The sequence below is a fragment of the Peribacillus alkalitolerans genome (genome assembly GCF_010882125.1).
In the GTDB taxonomy this organism is placed as follows: Bacteria; Bacillota; Bacilli; order Bacillales; family DSM-1321; genus Bacillus_BN; species Bacillus_BN alkalitolerans.
The window spans coordinates 296,535-313,313 of sequence record NZ_JAAGVZ010000003.1; the positions used below are offsets into that span (position 1 = coordinate 296,535).

Annotated in this window: 16 protein-coding genes; 4 read left to right on the forward strand and 12 right to left on the reverse strand. The window is 37.4% G+C overall.

Going from position 1 to position 16,779, the window contains the following annotated elements:
* Positions 1 to 815: 815 nt before the first annotated feature.
* From G3O09_RS05785 to G3O09_RS05825, 9 genes are all read right to left on the reverse strand, one after another.
* Positions 816 to 2,147: a polysaccharide biosynthesis protein gene (locus tag G3O09_RS05785; RefSeq protein ID WP_163100526.1), complete on the reverse strand. Its 1,332-nt coding sequence runs from the start codon at positions 2,145 to 2,147 to the stop codon at positions 816 to 818.
* 365 nt (positions 2,148 to 2,512) lie between these two features.
* Positions 2,513 to 4,468, reverse strand: coding sequence for a polysaccharide deacetylase family protein (locus G3O09_RS05790; protein ID WP_163100527.1), 1,956 nt, complete (start codon positions 4,466 to 4,468; stop codon positions 2,513 to 2,515).
* Complete coding sequence (locus G3O09_RS05795) at positions 4,465 to 5,460, reverse strand: phosphotransferase family protein (RefSeq protein ID WP_163100528.1); 996 nt, start codon at positions 5,458 to 5,460, stop codon at positions 4,465 to 4,467. The genes G3O09_RS05790 and G3O09_RS05795 overlap by 4 nt, the downstream gene beginning before the upstream one ends.
* Before the next feature lie 48 nt (positions 5,461 to 5,508).
* Positions 5,509 to 6,642 carry a glycosyltransferase family 4 protein gene (locus G3O09_RS05800; protein WP_163100529.1) on the reverse strand — a complete coding sequence of 378 codons (1,134 nt, stop codon included), beginning with the start codon at positions 6,640 to 6,642 and terminating at the stop codon, positions 5,509 to 5,511.
* A 2-nt stretch (positions 6,643 to 6,644) separates the two neighbouring features.
* Positions 6,645 to 7,298, reverse strand: coding sequence for a hypothetical protein (locus G3O09_RS05805; protein WP_163100530.1), 654 nt, complete (start codon positions 7,296 to 7,298; stop codon positions 6,645 to 6,647).
* Positions 7,299 to 7,382: 84 nt separating this feature from the next.
* Positions 7,383 to 8,006, reverse strand: a complete 624-nt coding sequence (locus G3O09_RS05810; protein WP_163100531.1) for a hypothetical protein — start codon at positions 8,004 to 8,006, stop codon at positions 7,383 to 7,385.
* Positions 8,007 to 8,509: 503 nt separating this feature from the next.
* On the reverse strand, positions 8,510 to 9,304 hold the full coding sequence (locus G3O09_RS05815) for an ABC transporter ATP-binding protein (protein WP_163100532.1): 795 nt from the start codon (positions 9,302 to 9,304) through the stop codon (positions 8,510 to 8,512).
* A gap of 3 nt (positions 9,305 to 9,307) precedes the next feature.
* Positions 9,308 to 10,300, reverse strand: a complete 993-nt coding sequence (locus G3O09_RS05820) for an ABC transporter permease (protein ID WP_163100533.1) — start codon at positions 10,298 to 10,300, stop codon at positions 9,308 to 9,310.
* 23 nt (positions 10,301 to 10,323) lie between these two features.
* Entirely contained in the window at positions 10,324 to 11,328 is a 1,005-nt protein-coding gene (locus G3O09_RS05825; RefSeq protein WP_163100534.1) for an ABC transporter substrate-binding protein, read from the reverse strand.
* A 538-nt stretch (positions 11,329 to 11,866) separates the two neighbouring features.
* On the opposite strand from G3O09_RS05825, the gene G3O09_RS05830 reads away from it, so the two are divergent.
* Genes G3O09_RS05830 through G3O09_RS05840 form a run of 3 tightly spaced genes read left to right on the forward strand, consistent with a single transcriptional unit; the run spans position 11,867 to position 13,811 of the window.
* A complete protein-coding gene (locus tag G3O09_RS05830; protein ID WP_163100535.1) occupies positions 11,867 to 12,424 on the forward strand; it encodes a bifunctional transcriptional activator/DNA repair enzyme AdaA in 558 nt (185 codons plus the stop codon).
* Positions 12,425 to 12,433: 9 nt separating this feature from the next.
* Positions 12,434 to 13,345 carry a DNA-3-methyladenine glycosylase family protein gene (locus tag G3O09_RS05835; protein ID WP_163100536.1) on the forward strand — a complete coding sequence of 304 codons (912 nt, stop codon included), beginning with the start codon at positions 12,434 to 12,436 and terminating at the stop codon, positions 13,343 to 13,345.
* Positions 13,338 to 13,811: a methylated-DNA--[protein]-cysteine S-methyltransferase gene (locus G3O09_RS05840; RefSeq protein ID WP_163100537.1), complete on the forward strand. Its 474-nt coding sequence runs from the start codon at positions 13,338 to 13,340 to the stop codon at positions 13,809 to 13,811. The genes G3O09_RS05835 and G3O09_RS05840 overlap by 8 nt, the downstream gene beginning before the upstream one ends.
* A gap of 52 nt (positions 13,812 to 13,863) precedes the next feature.
* Here G3O09_RS05840 and G3O09_RS05845 read toward each other — a convergent pair whose 3' ends face one another.
* From G3O09_RS05845 to G3O09_RS05855, 3 genes are all read right to left on the reverse strand, one after another.
* Positions 13,864 to 14,580, reverse strand: a complete 717-nt coding sequence (locus G3O09_RS05845) for a BsuPI-related putative proteinase inhibitor (protein WP_163100538.1) — start codon at positions 14,578 to 14,580, stop codon at positions 13,864 to 13,866.
* Between the two features lie 111 nt (positions 14,581 to 14,691).
* Positions 14,692 to 15,204, reverse strand: a complete 513-nt coding sequence (locus tag G3O09_RS05850; protein ID WP_163100539.1) for a hypothetical protein — start codon at positions 15,202 to 15,204, stop codon at positions 14,692 to 14,694.
* Positions 15,176 to 15,667 (reverse strand): hypothetical protein, encoded by a 492-nt coding sequence (locus G3O09_RS05855; protein ID WP_163100540.1) that lies wholly within the window; start codon positions 15,665 to 15,667, stop codon positions 15,176 to 15,178. Before G3O09_RS05855 ends, G3O09_RS05850 begins: the two co-directional genes overlap by 29 nt.
* A 637-nt stretch (positions 15,668 to 16,304) precedes the next feature.
* Between G3O09_RS05855 and G3O09_RS05860 the strand changes: the two genes are divergently transcribed.
* Positions 16,305 to 16,754, forward strand: a complete 450-nt coding sequence (locus G3O09_RS05860; RefSeq protein ID WP_163100541.1) for a GNAT family N-acetyltransferase — start codon at positions 16,305 to 16,307, stop codon at positions 16,752 to 16,754.
* The last annotated feature ends 25 nt before the right edge of the window (positions 16,755 to 16,779 follow it).

Genomic DNA, 16,779 nt, shown 5'->3' on the forward strand with positions numbered 1-16,779 from the left:
ACACTCCACCTCTTATAACTCTCACTCTTCACACCTGCTGGATTCCAAGTTTAATAGCGCCGCCATTTTATCCACGACTAAACCCATTTATCCTTCACTCACCACCGGATATCCTGCACTTTCGAAGGTTTTACCCTGCACTTTTGAAAATTTATCCTACACTTTTTACGAATTCATTAAATTTATCCATCACTTGACCTTCGATATCCACTATTTATTCATTTTATCCTCCACTTAAATTACGTTATCGGTCACTTTCCCCAGATTTCAAACACTCCACCTTATTATTCCATCACATAGAAGGTCACTTCTCTGCACGCACATATCCCATCTATAAAAAGATTTCCCACCCAAACCAAACGAGGTACGACCATTCAAGAATTTGATATCACTTTAGAAAATCAAAATGGTCATTATTACAAAAGTCCAAACCCACATTAGTATGTTTCAACGGACTGGGAGGGAGTTCCATAGATCGCTTCACACTTGATCTTTCTATTTGATAGTCCTGGACATGGAAAATCATCTCCATTAAAGAATGAAGATGATTACCTTTTTTCCAATCGGTTTTATCCATTATTAAATCAATTTTTTAAAGAGCCTTTTTCCAAAGCCTATCCTTTTATCGTTGTATCTGTGCTTTTATGACTCTCCACTTTGCCTGCAAATTTGGATATAGCCAGGGAAATCGGTATCACCCAAAAAAACATTTAAGATGTATCGATCATTCCCATCCCGAATTCAAATCATTTGATTCAATTGAACGCCTCAATTAGAGTTGCACGTGAAAATAAAAATTGGTTCGAATCGAGGAATTAGTAAGCTTCATTTCTAGTATCCCTTAACCAAATCGAAATCCCTAGCTTATTGCAAATCGTAAAATAGTGCATCAGCGCGAGCAATACCGCCCCCATGTTCATACCAAGGATAATTCCTTGCATATTTAATGATGCTTGGGAACCTAAGAAGTACATCATTGCGAAGGAAATGACGTGGGACCAGACCACGTGAAAAAATGCATCTTTAACCATACCCAGTCCGATTAAATAAGCCTGCATCGGGATGATGAAAAAGTGAAACAAGAAATAAGGCCATAGCAGTTTTAGATAAAGAGCGGCTGCAGATGATGAGAAAAAAAGAGCCGTTAACGGTTCCGCGAACACATACATAATGAAAACCGCAGGGACTCCATATATCAACGTAAACCACATAGAGTGCTGTAAAAGAGTGGTAAGTTTTCGAGTGTCATTCTTTGAATATGAATCGGAAACATTCGGAATCAGCATGACCATTAACGAATGGGCAATAAATGTTGGGAAGAATCCAATTGTCATGGCTACCCCCATTAACATCCCAAAGTGTTCGGTTGCCGCCACGGCTCCAAATCCTGCAGCTATTAGGGCGGATTGAATCAAAAATGGCTGGATGGCATTAGTGATTGCATGGAAAATACGGACTCCCACAGTCGGAAGTGAAACCGCAAGTAGCTTTTGGCGTGCATGATCACCAGTCATAAACAACGTATTTTTAGCCTTTCTCATCGTTTGCATATGAATGATGAATAAGCTAATCAAATATAAGAACACAATAAGCTCGCTACCAACGAATGCACACAAAGCAATCAGCAATGACTTTTCTTGGTTAAATTGGAAAAAATTAAAGATAAAAAAGAGCATGCCGAACTGAAAAACCTTCCTGAGGAAGTTTGAAAAGGCGATTTTCCCCATTTGCTGCACACCCATGAAGTAACCCCTTGCAATAGATGAGAATGCCGCAATGGGAATCAGGCCAATGATTAACCATTTTACATACGGATTAAACTCATCCAATACGGAAGAAAATGAAAATACGAGTGTAGCTATCACCATGATGATCAGCATGACCACTCTTGCTAGCTTAATAGCGTGTTGCAACAAGTTATAATGAAGCTGCTGTTTGTTTTCAGCAATGAACTTCGAAATCGAAATCGGCAACTCCAAGCTAGCCAAAATAAAGACTAAGAAAATAATTGGTAAAATGGACATATATAGGCCCATCCCCTCTTCTCCTAGCTCTCTGGCAAGAATCATATTTACAAAGAATTCTACACATTCGCTAAAAAATGCAGCCACGACTAGCAAGATGGTCCCTCTAAAAAAGGATGTCATACTGCCTCCCCCTAATAACTATTTCCATGACATAAAAAGGTTCACTTTAAAAGGATATGAGACAAGTCTTTAGATTATTTTTAATTACGTAATTTAAATAGAAGGAAAGTTAAAATAAGAAATGGAGATAAATATTATCCTGTCACAGTTTCCTATCTTACAAGTGAGATAAAGGGAGGCAGTCTAATAGCTGACGGGAATGAAACATAGGGAGTGAAGTTTTTCAAAATTGAAGGACTTAGTCCTTTAATTCGAAACCTAATTAAACAATATTTTCAATAATAAAAAGGCTTGTAGAAACGTTTCTACAAGCCTTTTCCAAGAACTTTTTGCCTATCTTAGTTAGCCTACAATGTGAAAATATTTTATGCTAAGTCAACCCCTAAACTAAGGGAAACTGTAGGTGAGGTTACCTTTTTGGTCAATGAAAATCCATGTCCGAATATGGGATTACGGGAAAGATCCCATTTTGAATCAGCACTATTAGATTGGACCCAAGTAAAGTTGTCTCCATTCTTAAAGCCACGTTTTTCTGTCTTAGAATATGGGACTACTTTGGACCGTCCTTCTCTCAACAAGCGAAGGTAATCTGGAGATAATCCAAAATCAATGGATAGAGGGAGTATATTAGAAGGAATATTTTCATAACGAACTTGAACCTGTCTTTCTCCTTTTTTGAGAGAAAAACGCTTGATCATGCCAAAGGCAGCACTGTTCTTTTGATTGTTGACGAGTACTATTTCAACTTGTTCACTTTCTTTAATATCTATAGATGCCACTTTATAAGAATCGTGTTCAAAACCGACATCTGCCAAAGCTCCTGGATGGTTAATGGGAATATCCATAAAATCGTTTAGCTCTGATAACCAATTCCAATCATCTGTTGGATTACCAATCACTAGGGCACCTTTATCGTCAGAAAAAGAAAACATGTAGACGATCCGTCCTCCATATTGAGGTGTAATCACGAGTGCACAGGCTTCATTTCGCAAAATGAGTTCCTCATATCCATCGCCATCTATATCTTCAACATACGCCCAAATTCCCTGATGAGGATTGTTATCTTGTTCCCATTCCACGGCTTTTAGCAATACATGTGATGCACGTGCATGACTTGCCAGTGTACATGCCCATGGTGCTGGAGAACCAATGATAGAATTTCCTTTTGTTACAACACTTAAGTCAGTGTGAATACTGTTAGGGGCATCATGCCAACCTGTTTCATACGTGCAAGCTAGTAGATGTTTTCGTGCTAACTCAAGTAATGGGGATTCTTTTTTCATGCGGGAAGAGAGGTCTAGCAGTTTCGACCAGGTATTATTTATCATCTCCTGATAAGGTAACCATTTTTCGGAAGTGGCCCACCCCATGTAATCTTCACCTGCTCCGAAATCTTTCTCCAATTCTTTATACGTACCTGGACCTAATGGAATTGGAGAACGGATATTGCTGGACATTAACCACTCCTGAAGAAAAACCGGTTTCACATCGTTCCTCTTGATAAGCCACTTTAAAAAGCAACGATATTGCTCGATTGCCATACCATTCCATGGAGGAATTGCAGCTGCCTTTTCCATGTCATCACCATAAATAGCAATCACGTCCCTACCATTTTGAACTTCTTTAAGAAGTTGATCCATAAGCACATTAAGGTTTTGTTCATTTTCAGGATGATCAAACAAGAGATTCAACCGTATGTCAATGGACAATGGCAGGCCTATTAGATCTTTCCCATCCTGGATATAATAAGCTTCAAACATTTCTGGATTGAATGTATGCTCTTTATCAAATCTGTCTCTTGCAGCTTTCGGTAAAAACAAGCGATCATCTACTAGAGTATATTTATAGCCACCATTATCAAGCTTGTTATCTGTAAGAATATCTACTAACTGTTCGGTATTCCAAACACGTTCTGGGACCCAGAAGCCTGAAATATCTGAAGGAGGTACATCAAGCCACTTATTGATTAACCTTAGCTCTTCTTGGATTTGATAATAATTATGTTCTTGATCAAATAATGTCATGATATTTTGTGCGTAAGTAGACCCAATAATTTCGATTAAACCTGACTCTCGTAAATCAGCAATCTCTTTTAGAAACAGAGGATCGTACCATGCACAGGCTTCAATTAGAGTTCCACTAACATGTAGATGAAAGGGAACATCATATTGAGCATGTAAATCAAGAATTGCCCGCAAACCACTAGAAGCATCTGTCGGTCCTAATATGGTAGCTAAATCTGTCCGATTATCGTACCCATTTGTAATCAAAAATTGATTAGCATGATGGACAATGGCGAGAGGAACGAAAGGCTTACTCAACTAAAACCTCTCCCTTGCAGGGAAAGCTCACATTCACCCAAAAATGCATCAACAATATCAAGCTTTCCTGTGTTGAGTACACATAATTCATAGTGTAGACTTTCAAACAATGATCTCGCACGATACAAATAAAATCGTTTATAATATTCTCCTTTCATGTGTTCAGGAAAATCATTTAGATATGTTTCGAGAAAACTGATTACAAAAGGTTGGTATTGATAGAAATTACCTTCTTTTAAAATTCCCCTAATCTGTACTTGGCATGAGAGATAGGCAACATCCCAGGCTGGGTCACCGAAAAAATGGTGATCGAAATCAATTGCTGTCACATGCTTTTCGTCCACAAATAAATTCTTTAAATGGAAATCACCGTGTAGCATGACTGGTTGGACATTCCAAGGTTTTGCTGATTCTTCTTGCAAACTAATATATAAAGCTTTTAATCTATTTTCCTTTTCTGGCAAAAGGAGTGCAAGATCCTTATAGAATCTGGTTAAATCTACTTTGCCCCTTGTCTGCTTCATTTCTCTTAGCATCGTCGCAGGAATGTCATGTAGATGCTTTAGCCAACTAGCAACACGTGAAGCAATTTGTATGTTTTCCGTGCTTTCTCCCAAATAGTCATTCAGTGCCTTACCAGGTGCTTTTGACATAAGGAGAAAACTATAAGATTCAATATAAGCGATAGGTCGAATGATAGTATAAGCAGGTTCATTGGCCATCCCATTGGCCCATAAATATTTTAATACTTGATAACTTGCAATTCCTTTTTCCTGATCAGAATAGATCTTCCCAATTAAAAATTCTTCTTCCTTTTTTCCCTCTTCATTTAAATAGGTTACTTGATATTCCAAAATCCATTTTCGCAATTTAGCAGTAGAAGATGTAAGAATAACTGATAGTACCTGTCTATTTTCTTGTCTAAAACAATCATCGTAAACGTAAGCAATTTCTTCCATTGAGGGAAGCGAAGGGTTATTATTATTTGACATATTTCCACCCTCTTTATTTTTAACATTTATTTAACTGTAAAAAGTTTATTAAGATCCTGCTAGTTTTAAATATAAGGACTTAGTTTCATTCGCAATATTCGACCATGATAGTTGAAGTACTTCCTTTGCCCCTTCTTCTCCAAGTGCTTTCCTCTTCTCCGGATCATTAAGCAATTGGATGATAGACTTTGCTAGTTCGTGGGGTTGTCCTGGCTCCACGTATTCAACATGTTCGACAACTTCCCCTGCCCCAGTTGTGGTTGTTATGATGGTAGGTAAACCTGAAGCCATCGCTTCTAACACGGTAATCCCGAATGGTTCTGAAACAGCCGGTAACACAAAAAGGAACGCGTTTTTATAGCAATCAAGCATTTGATCCCCATACACACCGCCTGTAAACTCAACACGGTTGGAAATTTTCCATCTCTTAGCAAGACGACGCAAACGCTTTAACAAATCTCCATCTCCTGCAATCATAAAGCGGATATCTTGACGTTCATCAAGAACTATTCTTGCAGCTTTTAAAAAATCCTCAGGTCCTTTTTGACCAGTTACCCTTCCCAGAAACAAAATGTGACCATCTGTTCTTTCGTAATCACGGTCCCTCATAACTTCAAAGGATGTGGTGTTAATTCCGTTATATATAACTGTAATATTATCTGGGTTTGCATTGTAATGAAGAACTAGATTTTGTTTCATCCGTTTTGATACAGTAATGGTATGGTCCGCATTCATCAAAGCCTCTTGCTCAATAGCTAATATACCAGGGTGAACTGGATTTCCTGCTGCACGGTCATATTCTGTGGAATGTACGGTCCAGACGAGCGGTATATTGTATTTCTTAGAAAGCTGCAATGCCGCAAAAACCCCCATCCAGTCATGCGCATGAATGATAGCTATGCCCTCTGGATTAAACGTTTCTTCAAGACGGTTCTTAAATTCCTTTACCATATCCCAAATTGCACTTCCATGATAAGAATTCGATTTGCTCGAATGATGAGTCATAACATTTTGCAACGTCATCCCATCAGGAATATCGAATTTTTCTGTTGATAGAGCAGGGAGATAAAAGTCGACGCTAACTCCAATTTTTGTCAAGGCTTGTACAAGTTGTTGACAATGAATACCCAGTCCTCCCGAAAATTGAGGTGGATATTCCCAACTGATCATTGCAACCTTCACTTTTACTCTCCCTCCTTCTTTTTAGGTCTTTTTGCTTTTGAAACTCCTTCACTAAATTCAGGATGTGCCTCCCATTGCTGAAACAAGGTTGGATTAATCTCTTTTACGAAAGCTAAGAATGCATCCACTTGTGTCCCCATCCCTTTAATCAACCTCTTTGGCAACACATTTCCTAAAGTGAATTTATGCCGTAGATTTGTAATCTTAAAGCTGCCATCGGGTAACATATAGATATATTCCAAAGAATGATCAATGCGTTTGTAACCTACAGCTTTAAAATCTTCAAGTAATTGAAGAAGCTTGTTTGTTAATTCTTTGGTAATAGGATGTTTTGTTAAATGCTCTGCAACTGTAGGTGCTTGAATATGTTCCATCACTACATAAGCTGGACTCCAACCGTATATTTTAGGAGTAAGCCCTAACTTATCCCCTAATTGATAAGCTAGAACCTCTTCCTCCGCCTCCCCAATTTCTTTGTAATATCGTACACAACGATGATCATCAATTTTAAAGGTAGCTCCTTTTTTGTCTAAACTAATTAAAGGTAAATCTGTAGGATTGTCCACCATCACATCTTTTGATTCACGTTTTGTGACCTTGATTTTACTAATTTCAGAAATAATTACTTGTTGATCTATATTAGATCCCATATTCATTTTAATAACCTGCCTTTCTATTAATAGTGATTTAGACCCTATCTAGTAGATAGGAAAATTAGAAGGAAAAACTATAAACAAGCATTAAACTTCTTGTCTTACTCTTTCCATCACTGCTCCAAAATCCGGGTGGTTCACCCAGATGTTGTACCAATCTGGACTTAATTCCTTTGAAAATTTAAGGAAATCCTCAGCATACTTCCCCATATCCCTAAGTAGTTTGTCTACTAAATAAACTGGTTTTTCTTTAATGATACTTACCACATCAATGATTTTTAATGTTTCACCAGGTAGTACGAAAATGTGTCGGCCGGGATGGTCGAATCTGTTATATCCTGCAACTTTGAAAGAATCTAATAAATCTATGATTTTTTTGCTTAATTCTTTTGTAAGGGGGGTTTGCTGTAAATATTCATATAAAGAAGGCGCGTTAAAATATTCCATAACAATAAATCGATCTCCCCAAAAATATAGATTTGGACAGATGCCTACTTTTTGCCCTAATTGCAATGCATGAAGTTCATCCTGATAATCCTTGTCATTGCTGTAAATTTTGACACATCGTTGGTTGTCAATTTGAAAAACTGCTCCCTGGTGTCCTTTCCCTACAAGTCTAAATCTGGATTGATTGTCGACTTCAACACTGCCAGATATGCGCCATACACGGATTTGATCAAGCTTGTCCAACAGTTCTTTCTCTAGTTTCATGCTTAGCCTCTCCTTTTGTAAATTTTTTGTAAATCAATAGATTTCTAAATAAGATATGTAAGATGAGTTGGTAGTGTGTTAGACAAACTATCTATTTTCGAGGTTTTTCTATTATTTTTTCCAAGTAAATTGAGATATTGATAGACGTAATAGGAGAAGACTTAATATAGAGTTTGTATTAGTAAATTACCTTCTAATTTGGAAATCAATAATAAAGGTATAACTATATCCTCTTAAGAAAAGGCTCATTTATGTATAAGCAAACGGTTAATAAACAGGTTGCTTGGAGCGGAAGGTGCGAGACTCCTGAGGGAGCAGCGGGACAGGTGAGACCCCACAGGCGCAAAGCGCCGAGGAGGCTCACCGCCCGCCCCGCGGAAAGCGAGCATCTTGGAGCTGCAATCAACCATTCCATTGTTAAATAGCAACAAAGTTTACGAAAACAGCCTAAGAAAAAAAGAAGGATGAGCTGTAAAAAAAGCTCATCCTTCTTCTCTTATTAATTATGATAGCAACGCACGATCACTCGTCATCTGCGTTCCTCGTATTTGTTGGAATTCTTGTAGAAGCTGTTTAACGGTCAATTGCTTCTTCTTCACTTCATCAACCTGCAAAATGATTTGGCCTTTATCCATCATGATTAGTCTATTACCAAGGTCAATGGCTTGCTGCATATTGTGGGTCACCATCAATGTAGTTAGATTATATTTTTCTACTATTTCCTTGGTCAGTCTAGTAATCAGTTCTGCCCTTGACGGATCTAGAGCGGCTGTATGTTCATCCAATAATAGAATAGCAGGTTCCGTAAACGTGGCCATCAATAGAGACAGTGCTTGACGTTCCCCACCAGATAACAAACCTACTTTTGCATTGAGTCGATTTTCCAAACCGAGATGGAGCGTTTCAAGTACTTCCTTGAAATACTCCCGTCTACTCTTGGTTACGCCTCTTCTTAACGTCCGGGTTTTATTCCGTGAATAGGCCATCGCCAAGTTCTCTTCGATTGTCATTGTCGGAGCTGTTCCAGCCATTGGGTCTTGGAATACCCGACCAATCATCTTCGAACGCTTATACTCCGACATCAAAGTCACATTCGTATCGTCGATTGTTATGGATCCTATATCTGGAAGCATCACGCCTGAAATCATGTTCATTAAAGTGGATTTCCCTGCACCATTACTTCCTATGATGGTGACAAAATCACCCTGTTTTAAGGATAAATGAATATGATCCAAGGCTACTTTTTCATCTGGAGTACCTTCATTAAATATTTTATGAATCCCATTTAAATGCAACATGTTTTATGCCTCCTTCCCATTTGGCACGATTGGAAGAGAGTTCATTTCTTTTAATCGTTGCGTTTTTCGCTTTTTCTCACGGTAACTATCCATTAATTTTGGGATGATGAGTGCACATATAACAATGGTGGCCGTAATCAGCTTCATATCGCCAGTTTCCAGAAATTCGACTCTTAAAGCAAGCGCTACAACGATTCGATAAATGATGGCTCCTCCAATAACGGCAAGCGTTACACGGGCAATCGTTTTAGTTCCAAAAATCGCTTCACCGATGATGACCGATGCCAAGCCAATGACAATCATCCCGATACCCATTCCAACGTCAGCGAATCCACCATATTGAGCAACTAGGGCCCCAGAGAAAGCGACTAGTGCATTTGAAATCCCCAAGCCAAGTATCACGAGGATATTCGTATTGGCGGACAAGCTTCGAATCATCCGTTTATTATCGCCTGTAGCTCGTATCGCTAGTCCGATTTCGGTTTTCAAAAACAGGTCAATAATCAACTTGATAGCGAAGGTTACAAAGAACATTGTTATTAATATACTAAATGTTTTTGGTGCAATTCCTAATGGTGACAATACAGAACTTAAAAAAGGATCTAAGCCCGTTTTTTCAAAGAAATCTCGGATACTTGTAAACATTGTATCTGAGTTCAATAATGGTACATTGGATTTACCCATGATTCTTAAATTAATCGAATACAAGGCAATCATCATTAAAATCCCTGATAATAATGCATTGATTTTTCCAAACGTATGAAGAACTCCTGTTAAACACCCTGCTACAAATCCGGCAATCATAGCAAGCAAAGTTGCGGCTAATGGATTGACTCCATTCATGATTAATGTGGCAGCGACGGAAGCTCCAGTTACGAAGCTCCCATCCACTGTTAAGTCAGGAAAATCCAAGACCCTGAAAGATAAATACACCCCAAGTGCCATGATGGCATAGATTATTCCTGATTCAAACGCTACATATATCGCAGTCGGCACGATGTATCCTCCTCTTCTATCCTTTACTCACCTGTATAAAACTCACCGATTTCTGACCAGCTATCTTCCACTTTCAGACCTTGCTTTTCAGCTGCATCTTTATTGATCATCAGCTTTAAGCTTTGAGGAAGCGCAACTGGAATTTCAGAAGCCTTTTTCTTACCTTTCAAAATTTCAACAGCCATTAATCCTGTTTCGTATCCAAGATCCATATAACTAAATCCACTTGCAGCTACAGCACCTTTTTTCATTGAATCTAGCTCACCAACAAATAATGGGAGCTTGTTATCGTTTGCTACACCAATGACAGATTCTAATGCAGAAACTACTGTATTATCTGTAGGAACATAAATAGTATCGACGCGGTCGATTAAAGACTCAGCAGCTTGTTTAACCTCTGCTGAAGTGGATACTGAAACCTCAACGATGGAAGCACCAGCCTCTTCAGCCACTTTTTTTACTTCCTCTACTTGTACTACTGAGTTTTGTTCACCAGAGTTAAAAATCACACCGATTTTCTTAGCTTTGACTTGGTCCACCATAAAATCAACCGTTTTAGAAATAGCTTCCGGATGGCTGTCTGTTGTTCCTGTAATGTTGTCACCTGGCTTATCCAACGCTTCAACCAATTCAGCACCAACAGGATCCGTCACGGATGTGAACACAATCGGGATATCCTTCGTTGCATTCAATGCACTTTGTGCGCTAGGTGTGGAGTTCGCAAAAATTAAATCGACTCCATCGCTTACAAAGTTGGATGCAATAGTGGCGTTGTTGTTTGGATCTCCTTGTGCTATTTGGACATCGAATTTAACATTGTCCCCTTCTTTAAAACCATTTTCCGCCAGAGCTTTCTTAAACCCTTCGAATGCTGCGTCCAACGATGGATGCTCAACAATCTGAGTAACCCCAATTGTATAAACCTTGTCCTTCTTATCACCAGATGAAGTGTTGGAGCTTCCACAACCACTTAGAACAAGAGCCCCTGCCATTAATAGAGATGATACAACACCCAATTTCCTTTTCATAAAAATCCCCCTAATTATGTAAAAATAGTATTCATACCAACTGTGAAATAGGTTATCTAGTAATCCCTAAGCCATTAATATGAGTATGTAACGTGTAATGCAAATATGATTATAATGAGGACTATCGTAAATTTAACGTAATGTTAACACGAATATTCCAAAAATTCAATCTAATAATTTTCTCACTAAAACGCTTTACTGCAATAAAGTTGATGTTGTATTACAAAAATACATACGGTTCCTTTTCTGAAAGGCACTTGATTTTAGTAGCACTTGAATACAAAAAGATACCGTGAGGATAGATAGGAAACTGAGACTTTTATAAAGAATATTAATCAACATGAGCAATATAGAAAAAATGGGAAATAGTGCCCCTTTTTTCGTTCACAGTATTAAGACCATAATAGCAAGAAACAAGACGAAATCATGTCATTCGCTTGATAAAGTGGTCTATACAATATTGTACTTTGCAGCTACTCCTTTACTCTTTTCTAATAGAGGTACTAAGGACATTTGATAAAGAAAGGCAGGAAGTAAAATGGCGGAATTACTTCTTTCTTTTGAAGAAATGTGGGAAAAAATAATGGCTTGTGACAGTTCATATGATGGTTTATTCTTTACAGCTGTCAAAACAACAAAAATTTACTGTCGACCTTCCTGCAAATCTAGGAAACCGAAAAAAATAAATGTGGACTTCTATTCGACTATCGAGGAGGTCGAAAGGGCTGGTTTTCGAGCATGCAAAAGATGCCAGCCAAATTCGGATCATCCTCCTCAAATGGAAATAGTCAAAGAAGTGATGTCATTTTTGGTTCAAAATTATAAACAGAAGTTAGTTTTACAGGACATTGCCCATCATGTAGGTGTAAGTTCCTATTATTTGGAGCGTTTATTTAAACAATTGACATCAGAAACCCCACGTACTTATTTGGAAAAAGTCCGTATCGATAAAGGGGCTCACCTTCTTAAGAACACGGAATTACCTGTCCTCGAGATTTGCTATGAGGTTGGTTTTCAAAGCCCTTCAAGTTTTTATTCAGCATTTCGAAAAAACAAACATTGTTCTCCAAGTGTATATAGAAAACTTAAAGAATAGAGGGTAACTATGCTTTTAGAAGATCAGCAAGTGATTGACAAACAATGGTATATTAAATTGGTACCTCCTGCAGAATTTAGTTTCTCAGAGTGTTTAACATTTCTAGGTCGGTCATCACAAGAGATTTTGCACGTGCTGATGGACGATGCCTTTTATAAATTAATTAAGGTTCATGATGAATCTATCCTAATAAAGGTCTTCAGAGAGGAACATTATTTAAGAATAGAATTTCCTGCAACGATCCCGAATCAGGAGTTTCGGCTCCTAGCTGCACAATATGTGTGGGAATTATTGGATTTAAGTCAGGATTTACAATCGTTCTATAAAGTCGCAAGGAAGGACCCGATACTCTCTCCTTTGATCAAAAAACATTTTGGTTTACGCATCATTGGGATTCCTGATTTATTCGAAGCATTATGCTGGGCGATCATGGGTCAACAAATCAATTTATCCTTTGCCTACACGTTAAAAAGAAGATTCGTGGAGAACTTTGGTGAAAAATTCACTTATAAAGATGAATCGTATTGGCTGTTTCCTACACCTGAAAAAATAGCTCAGCTCGACATTTCTGAACTGACCTGCCTGCAATTTACTTCTAGAAAAGCGGAATATATCCTTGGCATAGCAAAATTGATGGCAGAAGGCACGTTAACTAAAGAAGAGTTATGTCATACTGACGCCCAACAATTATTACTGAACATACGAGGGGTAGGCAAATGGACTGCCGATTATGTACGGATGAAATGTTTATTAGACCCCTCCGCTTTTCCAATCGCTGATGTAGGGCTTCACAATGCGATAAAGGCACAAGTAGGATTGGACAAAAAACCAACCATAGAAGAAATCGAAGAAATGGCTTTCAATTGGAAGGGTTGGGAAGGTTACGCTACCTTTTACTTATGGAGGTCACTATATGATTGAGGAATATAAAGCATATTATAATTCCCCTATAGGGATTTTAGAAATTATCGGGACAAATCAAGGGGTCTCATCCATCCTTTTTTGCGAAGAGGAAAGACCATTAGAAAACAATCTACCACCTGTAATGGTAGATTGCTTGAATCAAATGGAGGAATATTTTAAAGGGAAACGGAAGGAGTTTACCTTTAAATACACGATTCATGGAACTCCATTTCAACAACGAGTTTGGGATCAGCTTTGTAATATTCCCTATGGTGAAACAAGTACGTATAAAGTTATTTCCGAGAAAATTGGGAATGTAAAAGCATTACGAGCAGTAGGAAATGCAAACGGAAAAAACAAATTAAGCATTGTCGTCCCTTGCCATCGGATCATTGGATCCAACGGAACCTTAACAGGCTACGCTGGAGGGTTATGGAGAAAAGAATGGTTACTTAAGCATGAAAAAGAAATAATGGAAGTTTAGGTTGTTTTTAAAGGGAGTCCATTTCAAAATTGGACTCCCTTTCACATTCAACCTATTGAATTTCCACAGACTGAACTTCTTTCTGCCCATCACGGTCCACATAAAAAATCTTAATCTTCGTATCTTTAGCAAGATTATCAAATTCAGATTTAACTACTTCAGCTAATCTGTATGTTTCAGATTGCCCTTGTTCATTGACTACTTCTATTGAGTTTAAATCCTGGAGTCCAACGAACGTTACGACCGTTTCCTGAACATTTAATTTCCCTTGGTTCGACCCTACCCAATGAAAATCAACCTTTGCTTTTAAATCTTTCGCTTCAGATGCAGTCGACCATACCTCAAGAGTGTATTTCCCAGATGGAACATTGATTAGATTTTCCTCTAGTGCTAATTCCATTTCTAAAGTATCCCCTGGTTTTAGCACCTTTTCTTCTACCATAAGGGTGAACATTTTATCCGCTGAATAGGTATATACGACAGATCCTTTTTCATCTTTAAGTTGGTAATCAAAATATTGGCTACTATTCATTGTCAGGGTTACATCTTCCGTCTTATTATTTTGAATGGTAAATTTTGTACCGACCTTTTTATCATTCGGATTTTCCACACTTAAGACTAATTCTCCATTTACAATCCCCACATCATCCTTAGCAGGGTCACTACTACCATTTGCTTTATCACTGCTAATTGCCGTCCCACAACCGACTAATGATGCTACTATTAATGTTGTCGATACTAACCCTATCACCTTTTTAAAGTAGTTCATATCGTTGCACCTCGTATTTTTATTTTGTGTTCCTTATACTAATTGACTTCTTCCATTCAAAAAAGTTACAGGGTAAGTTGACTTAAATTCTCTAACAAAAAAAGCAGCGCATCAATGTACGCTACTTCTATTTCTTAATATAACGATTACATGGTAAAACAAAATCGTGGAAATTTGAGAAGCCACATAAAAAACATAAGCTTGAGTTAATGTAAAATCTTTATATTTAAATAAGTGAAAGTGGTGAGTCATCCTTTCAAAACCTATAGCCAAGAACGAACACACCAAAATATAAAATACCAACTTAATTCCTTTAAATTTGAAATGAGTGTAAATATATATAAAAAAGTACCCAAAAGGTGCATATATGGAATAAGCTAATAAATCAAACAGTTCAAAGGCTGGACCATCAAACACATCATAATAATCTTTATCCGGTGCAGAAAGAAATTTATCAATAAGTCGTGCGCTTGTTGTGGGAAACAATAGAAGCAAAATAGTAATGCTTGGTGGAAATTTTTTAGGTGTCCAAATAATGAGCGTACCCATAACTAAAAGCAAGATAATCACAAACCATTCGTTTTCATCGAATGATTTAGGAAGTGGTAGTGCCTTCATGGTCATCCACCCCCTCTTTAATTAACACATTACGGTACTTCCTATGTAAGAATGACAGAAATAGAAAGGTACAGGTATACAAAAATGGCGAAAATGCATACCACTTACCTTTGTAATCTACAGCATTAAATACCATACACAAAACATTGATTGAAACTATTGAACCAACATATAGACAAATACTTAATATATGATTTTTTATATTCCTCTTTCGTTTTGCAAAGAGTGAAAAAACCATTAATACTACAAATGTTTTACCAACTATCTCTACAATTTTGAAAGTGGCTTGATGCTTATCATGAACCTTCCACCATTCAAGGTTATCCCCGAATATAGAAATATAACTACAAAAAATAAAACCGGTTACTAAAGCCATAAAAACTTGTTCTAAGCCTGAGATATGTTTAGGAAAAGAAAAATAAAATACTCCTAGAAGTAAGGTAAAGGAAATAAGGACAGTTTCAGTCATTACTTAGCCTCCTCTCTTTTTAAGATGGATGTAATGACAGTCATTTATTCTTATAAAGCTAGAATAAGAATATATATTAAATGCATAATAAAGCAAAAAGGAATTTTTATGGTAATTCTTTTCATTTCCATTATTCTTTTGAATTTTATTGCCTTTAAATCGAATAAGCGGCTGAACGCCAATCAAGTCGTACATATTTGGACCTTTACCATCGCATTTCAATTATGCTTTGATATGTTTGTCGAATTTAAATTCGGGTCATATTGGTACTTTAATAAAGGAGTAGATTGGGCAGAAATTTTCCCACGATCTATTATAGTGCCGCCAGTCAACATGATGTTTTTGAATTGGTACCCTTTCCATTCTTCATTTTCCCAAAAAATTTTTTATTATTTTTGCTGGACGGTTGCTCTCTTACTATATGAATTCATTACTCTACTACCTGAACCTTTGGGATACTTTCACTATGGGTGGTGGAAGATGTGGCATTCAGCTTTACTCGATCCGATTCTGCTTTTAATTTTAGTAACCTTTTATAAATGGATATGCAAATTGGAGAAAACTGTCTAAAACTACACTGTATTTTCTGAAAACATGAGATAATAATTTCAAGTTTATATCGAAAAGGGGGATATACTTGAAATTTAGTACTGAACGATTAGAAATTATAGCCTGTACAAATGATAATACGACAAACCTAAGGTCTCAATATGAGCTGGGACCACATATTGAAATGCATCTTAAAGAAGTTCAACTGGATCCTACAACTTTAGGATGGGGGGTCTGGTTAGTTTTGCTTCGAGATTCTAAAGAGGTAATTGGAGACATCGGATTTAAAGGTAAACCTAACCATCTTGGGAAAGTAGAGATAGGATATGGGATTACTCCATCTGCACAACAAAAGGGCTATGCAACTGAAGCTGTGAATGGTCTGATTCATCATGCGTTTTCAACTGGTAAGGTGGATAAGGTAGTAGCGGAGTGTTTACATAATAATGTTGCTTCTATAAAAGTCTTGGAAAAAGTGGGGATGTTAAGAACAGGCACGGATGATGAAATGTTGTATTGGGAATTAATAAAGCAGTAAATTACAGAAAGAAACCGCTTGATTG

Coding starts and splice junctions, on each gene's coding strand:
- G3O09_RS05785 (WP_163100526.1), bottom strand. CDS start 2,147: ATGACATCCTTTTTTAGAGGGACCATCTTGCTAGTCGTGGCTGCATTT.
- G3O09_RS05795 (WP_163100528.1), bottom strand. CDS start 5,460: ATGTCAAATAATAATAACCCTTCGCTTCCCTCAATGGAAGAAATTGCT.
- G3O09_RS05805 (WP_163100530.1), bottom strand. CDS start 7,298: ATGAATATGGGATCTAATATAGATCAACAAGTAATTATTTCTGAAATT.
- G3O09_RS05810 (WP_163100531.1), bottom strand. CDS start 8,006: ATGAAACTAGAGAAAGAACTGTTGGACAAGCTTGATCAAATCCGTGTA.
- G3O09_RS05815 (WP_163100532.1), bottom strand. CDS start 9,304: ATGTTGCATTTAAATGGGATTCATAAAATATTTAATGAAGGTACTCCA.
- G3O09_RS05825 (WP_163100534.1), bottom strand. CDS start 11,328: ATGAAAAGGAAATTGGGTGTTGTATCATCTCTATTAATGGCAGGGGCT.
- G3O09_RS05830 (WP_163100535.1), top strand. CDS start 11,867: ATGGCGGAATTACTTCTTTCTTTTGAAGAAATGTGGGAAAAAATAATG.
- G3O09_RS05835 (WP_163100536.1), top strand. CDS start 12,434: ATGCTTTTAGAAGATCAGCAAGTGATTGACAAACAATGGTATATTAAA.
- G3O09_RS05840 (WP_163100537.1), top strand. CDS start 13,338: ATGATTGAGGAATATAAAGCATATTATAATTCCCCTATAGGGATTTTA.
- G3O09_RS05845 (WP_163100538.1), bottom strand. CDS start 14,580: ATGAACTACTTTAAAAAGGTGATAGGGTTAGTATCGACAACATTAATA.
- G3O09_RS05850 (WP_163100539.1), bottom strand. CDS start 15,204: ATGACCATGAAGGCACTACCACTTCCTAAATCATTCGATGAAAACGAA.
- G3O09_RS05855 (WP_163100540.1), bottom strand. CDS start 15,667: ATGACTGAAACTGTCCTTATTTCCTTTACCTTACTTCTAGGAGTATTT.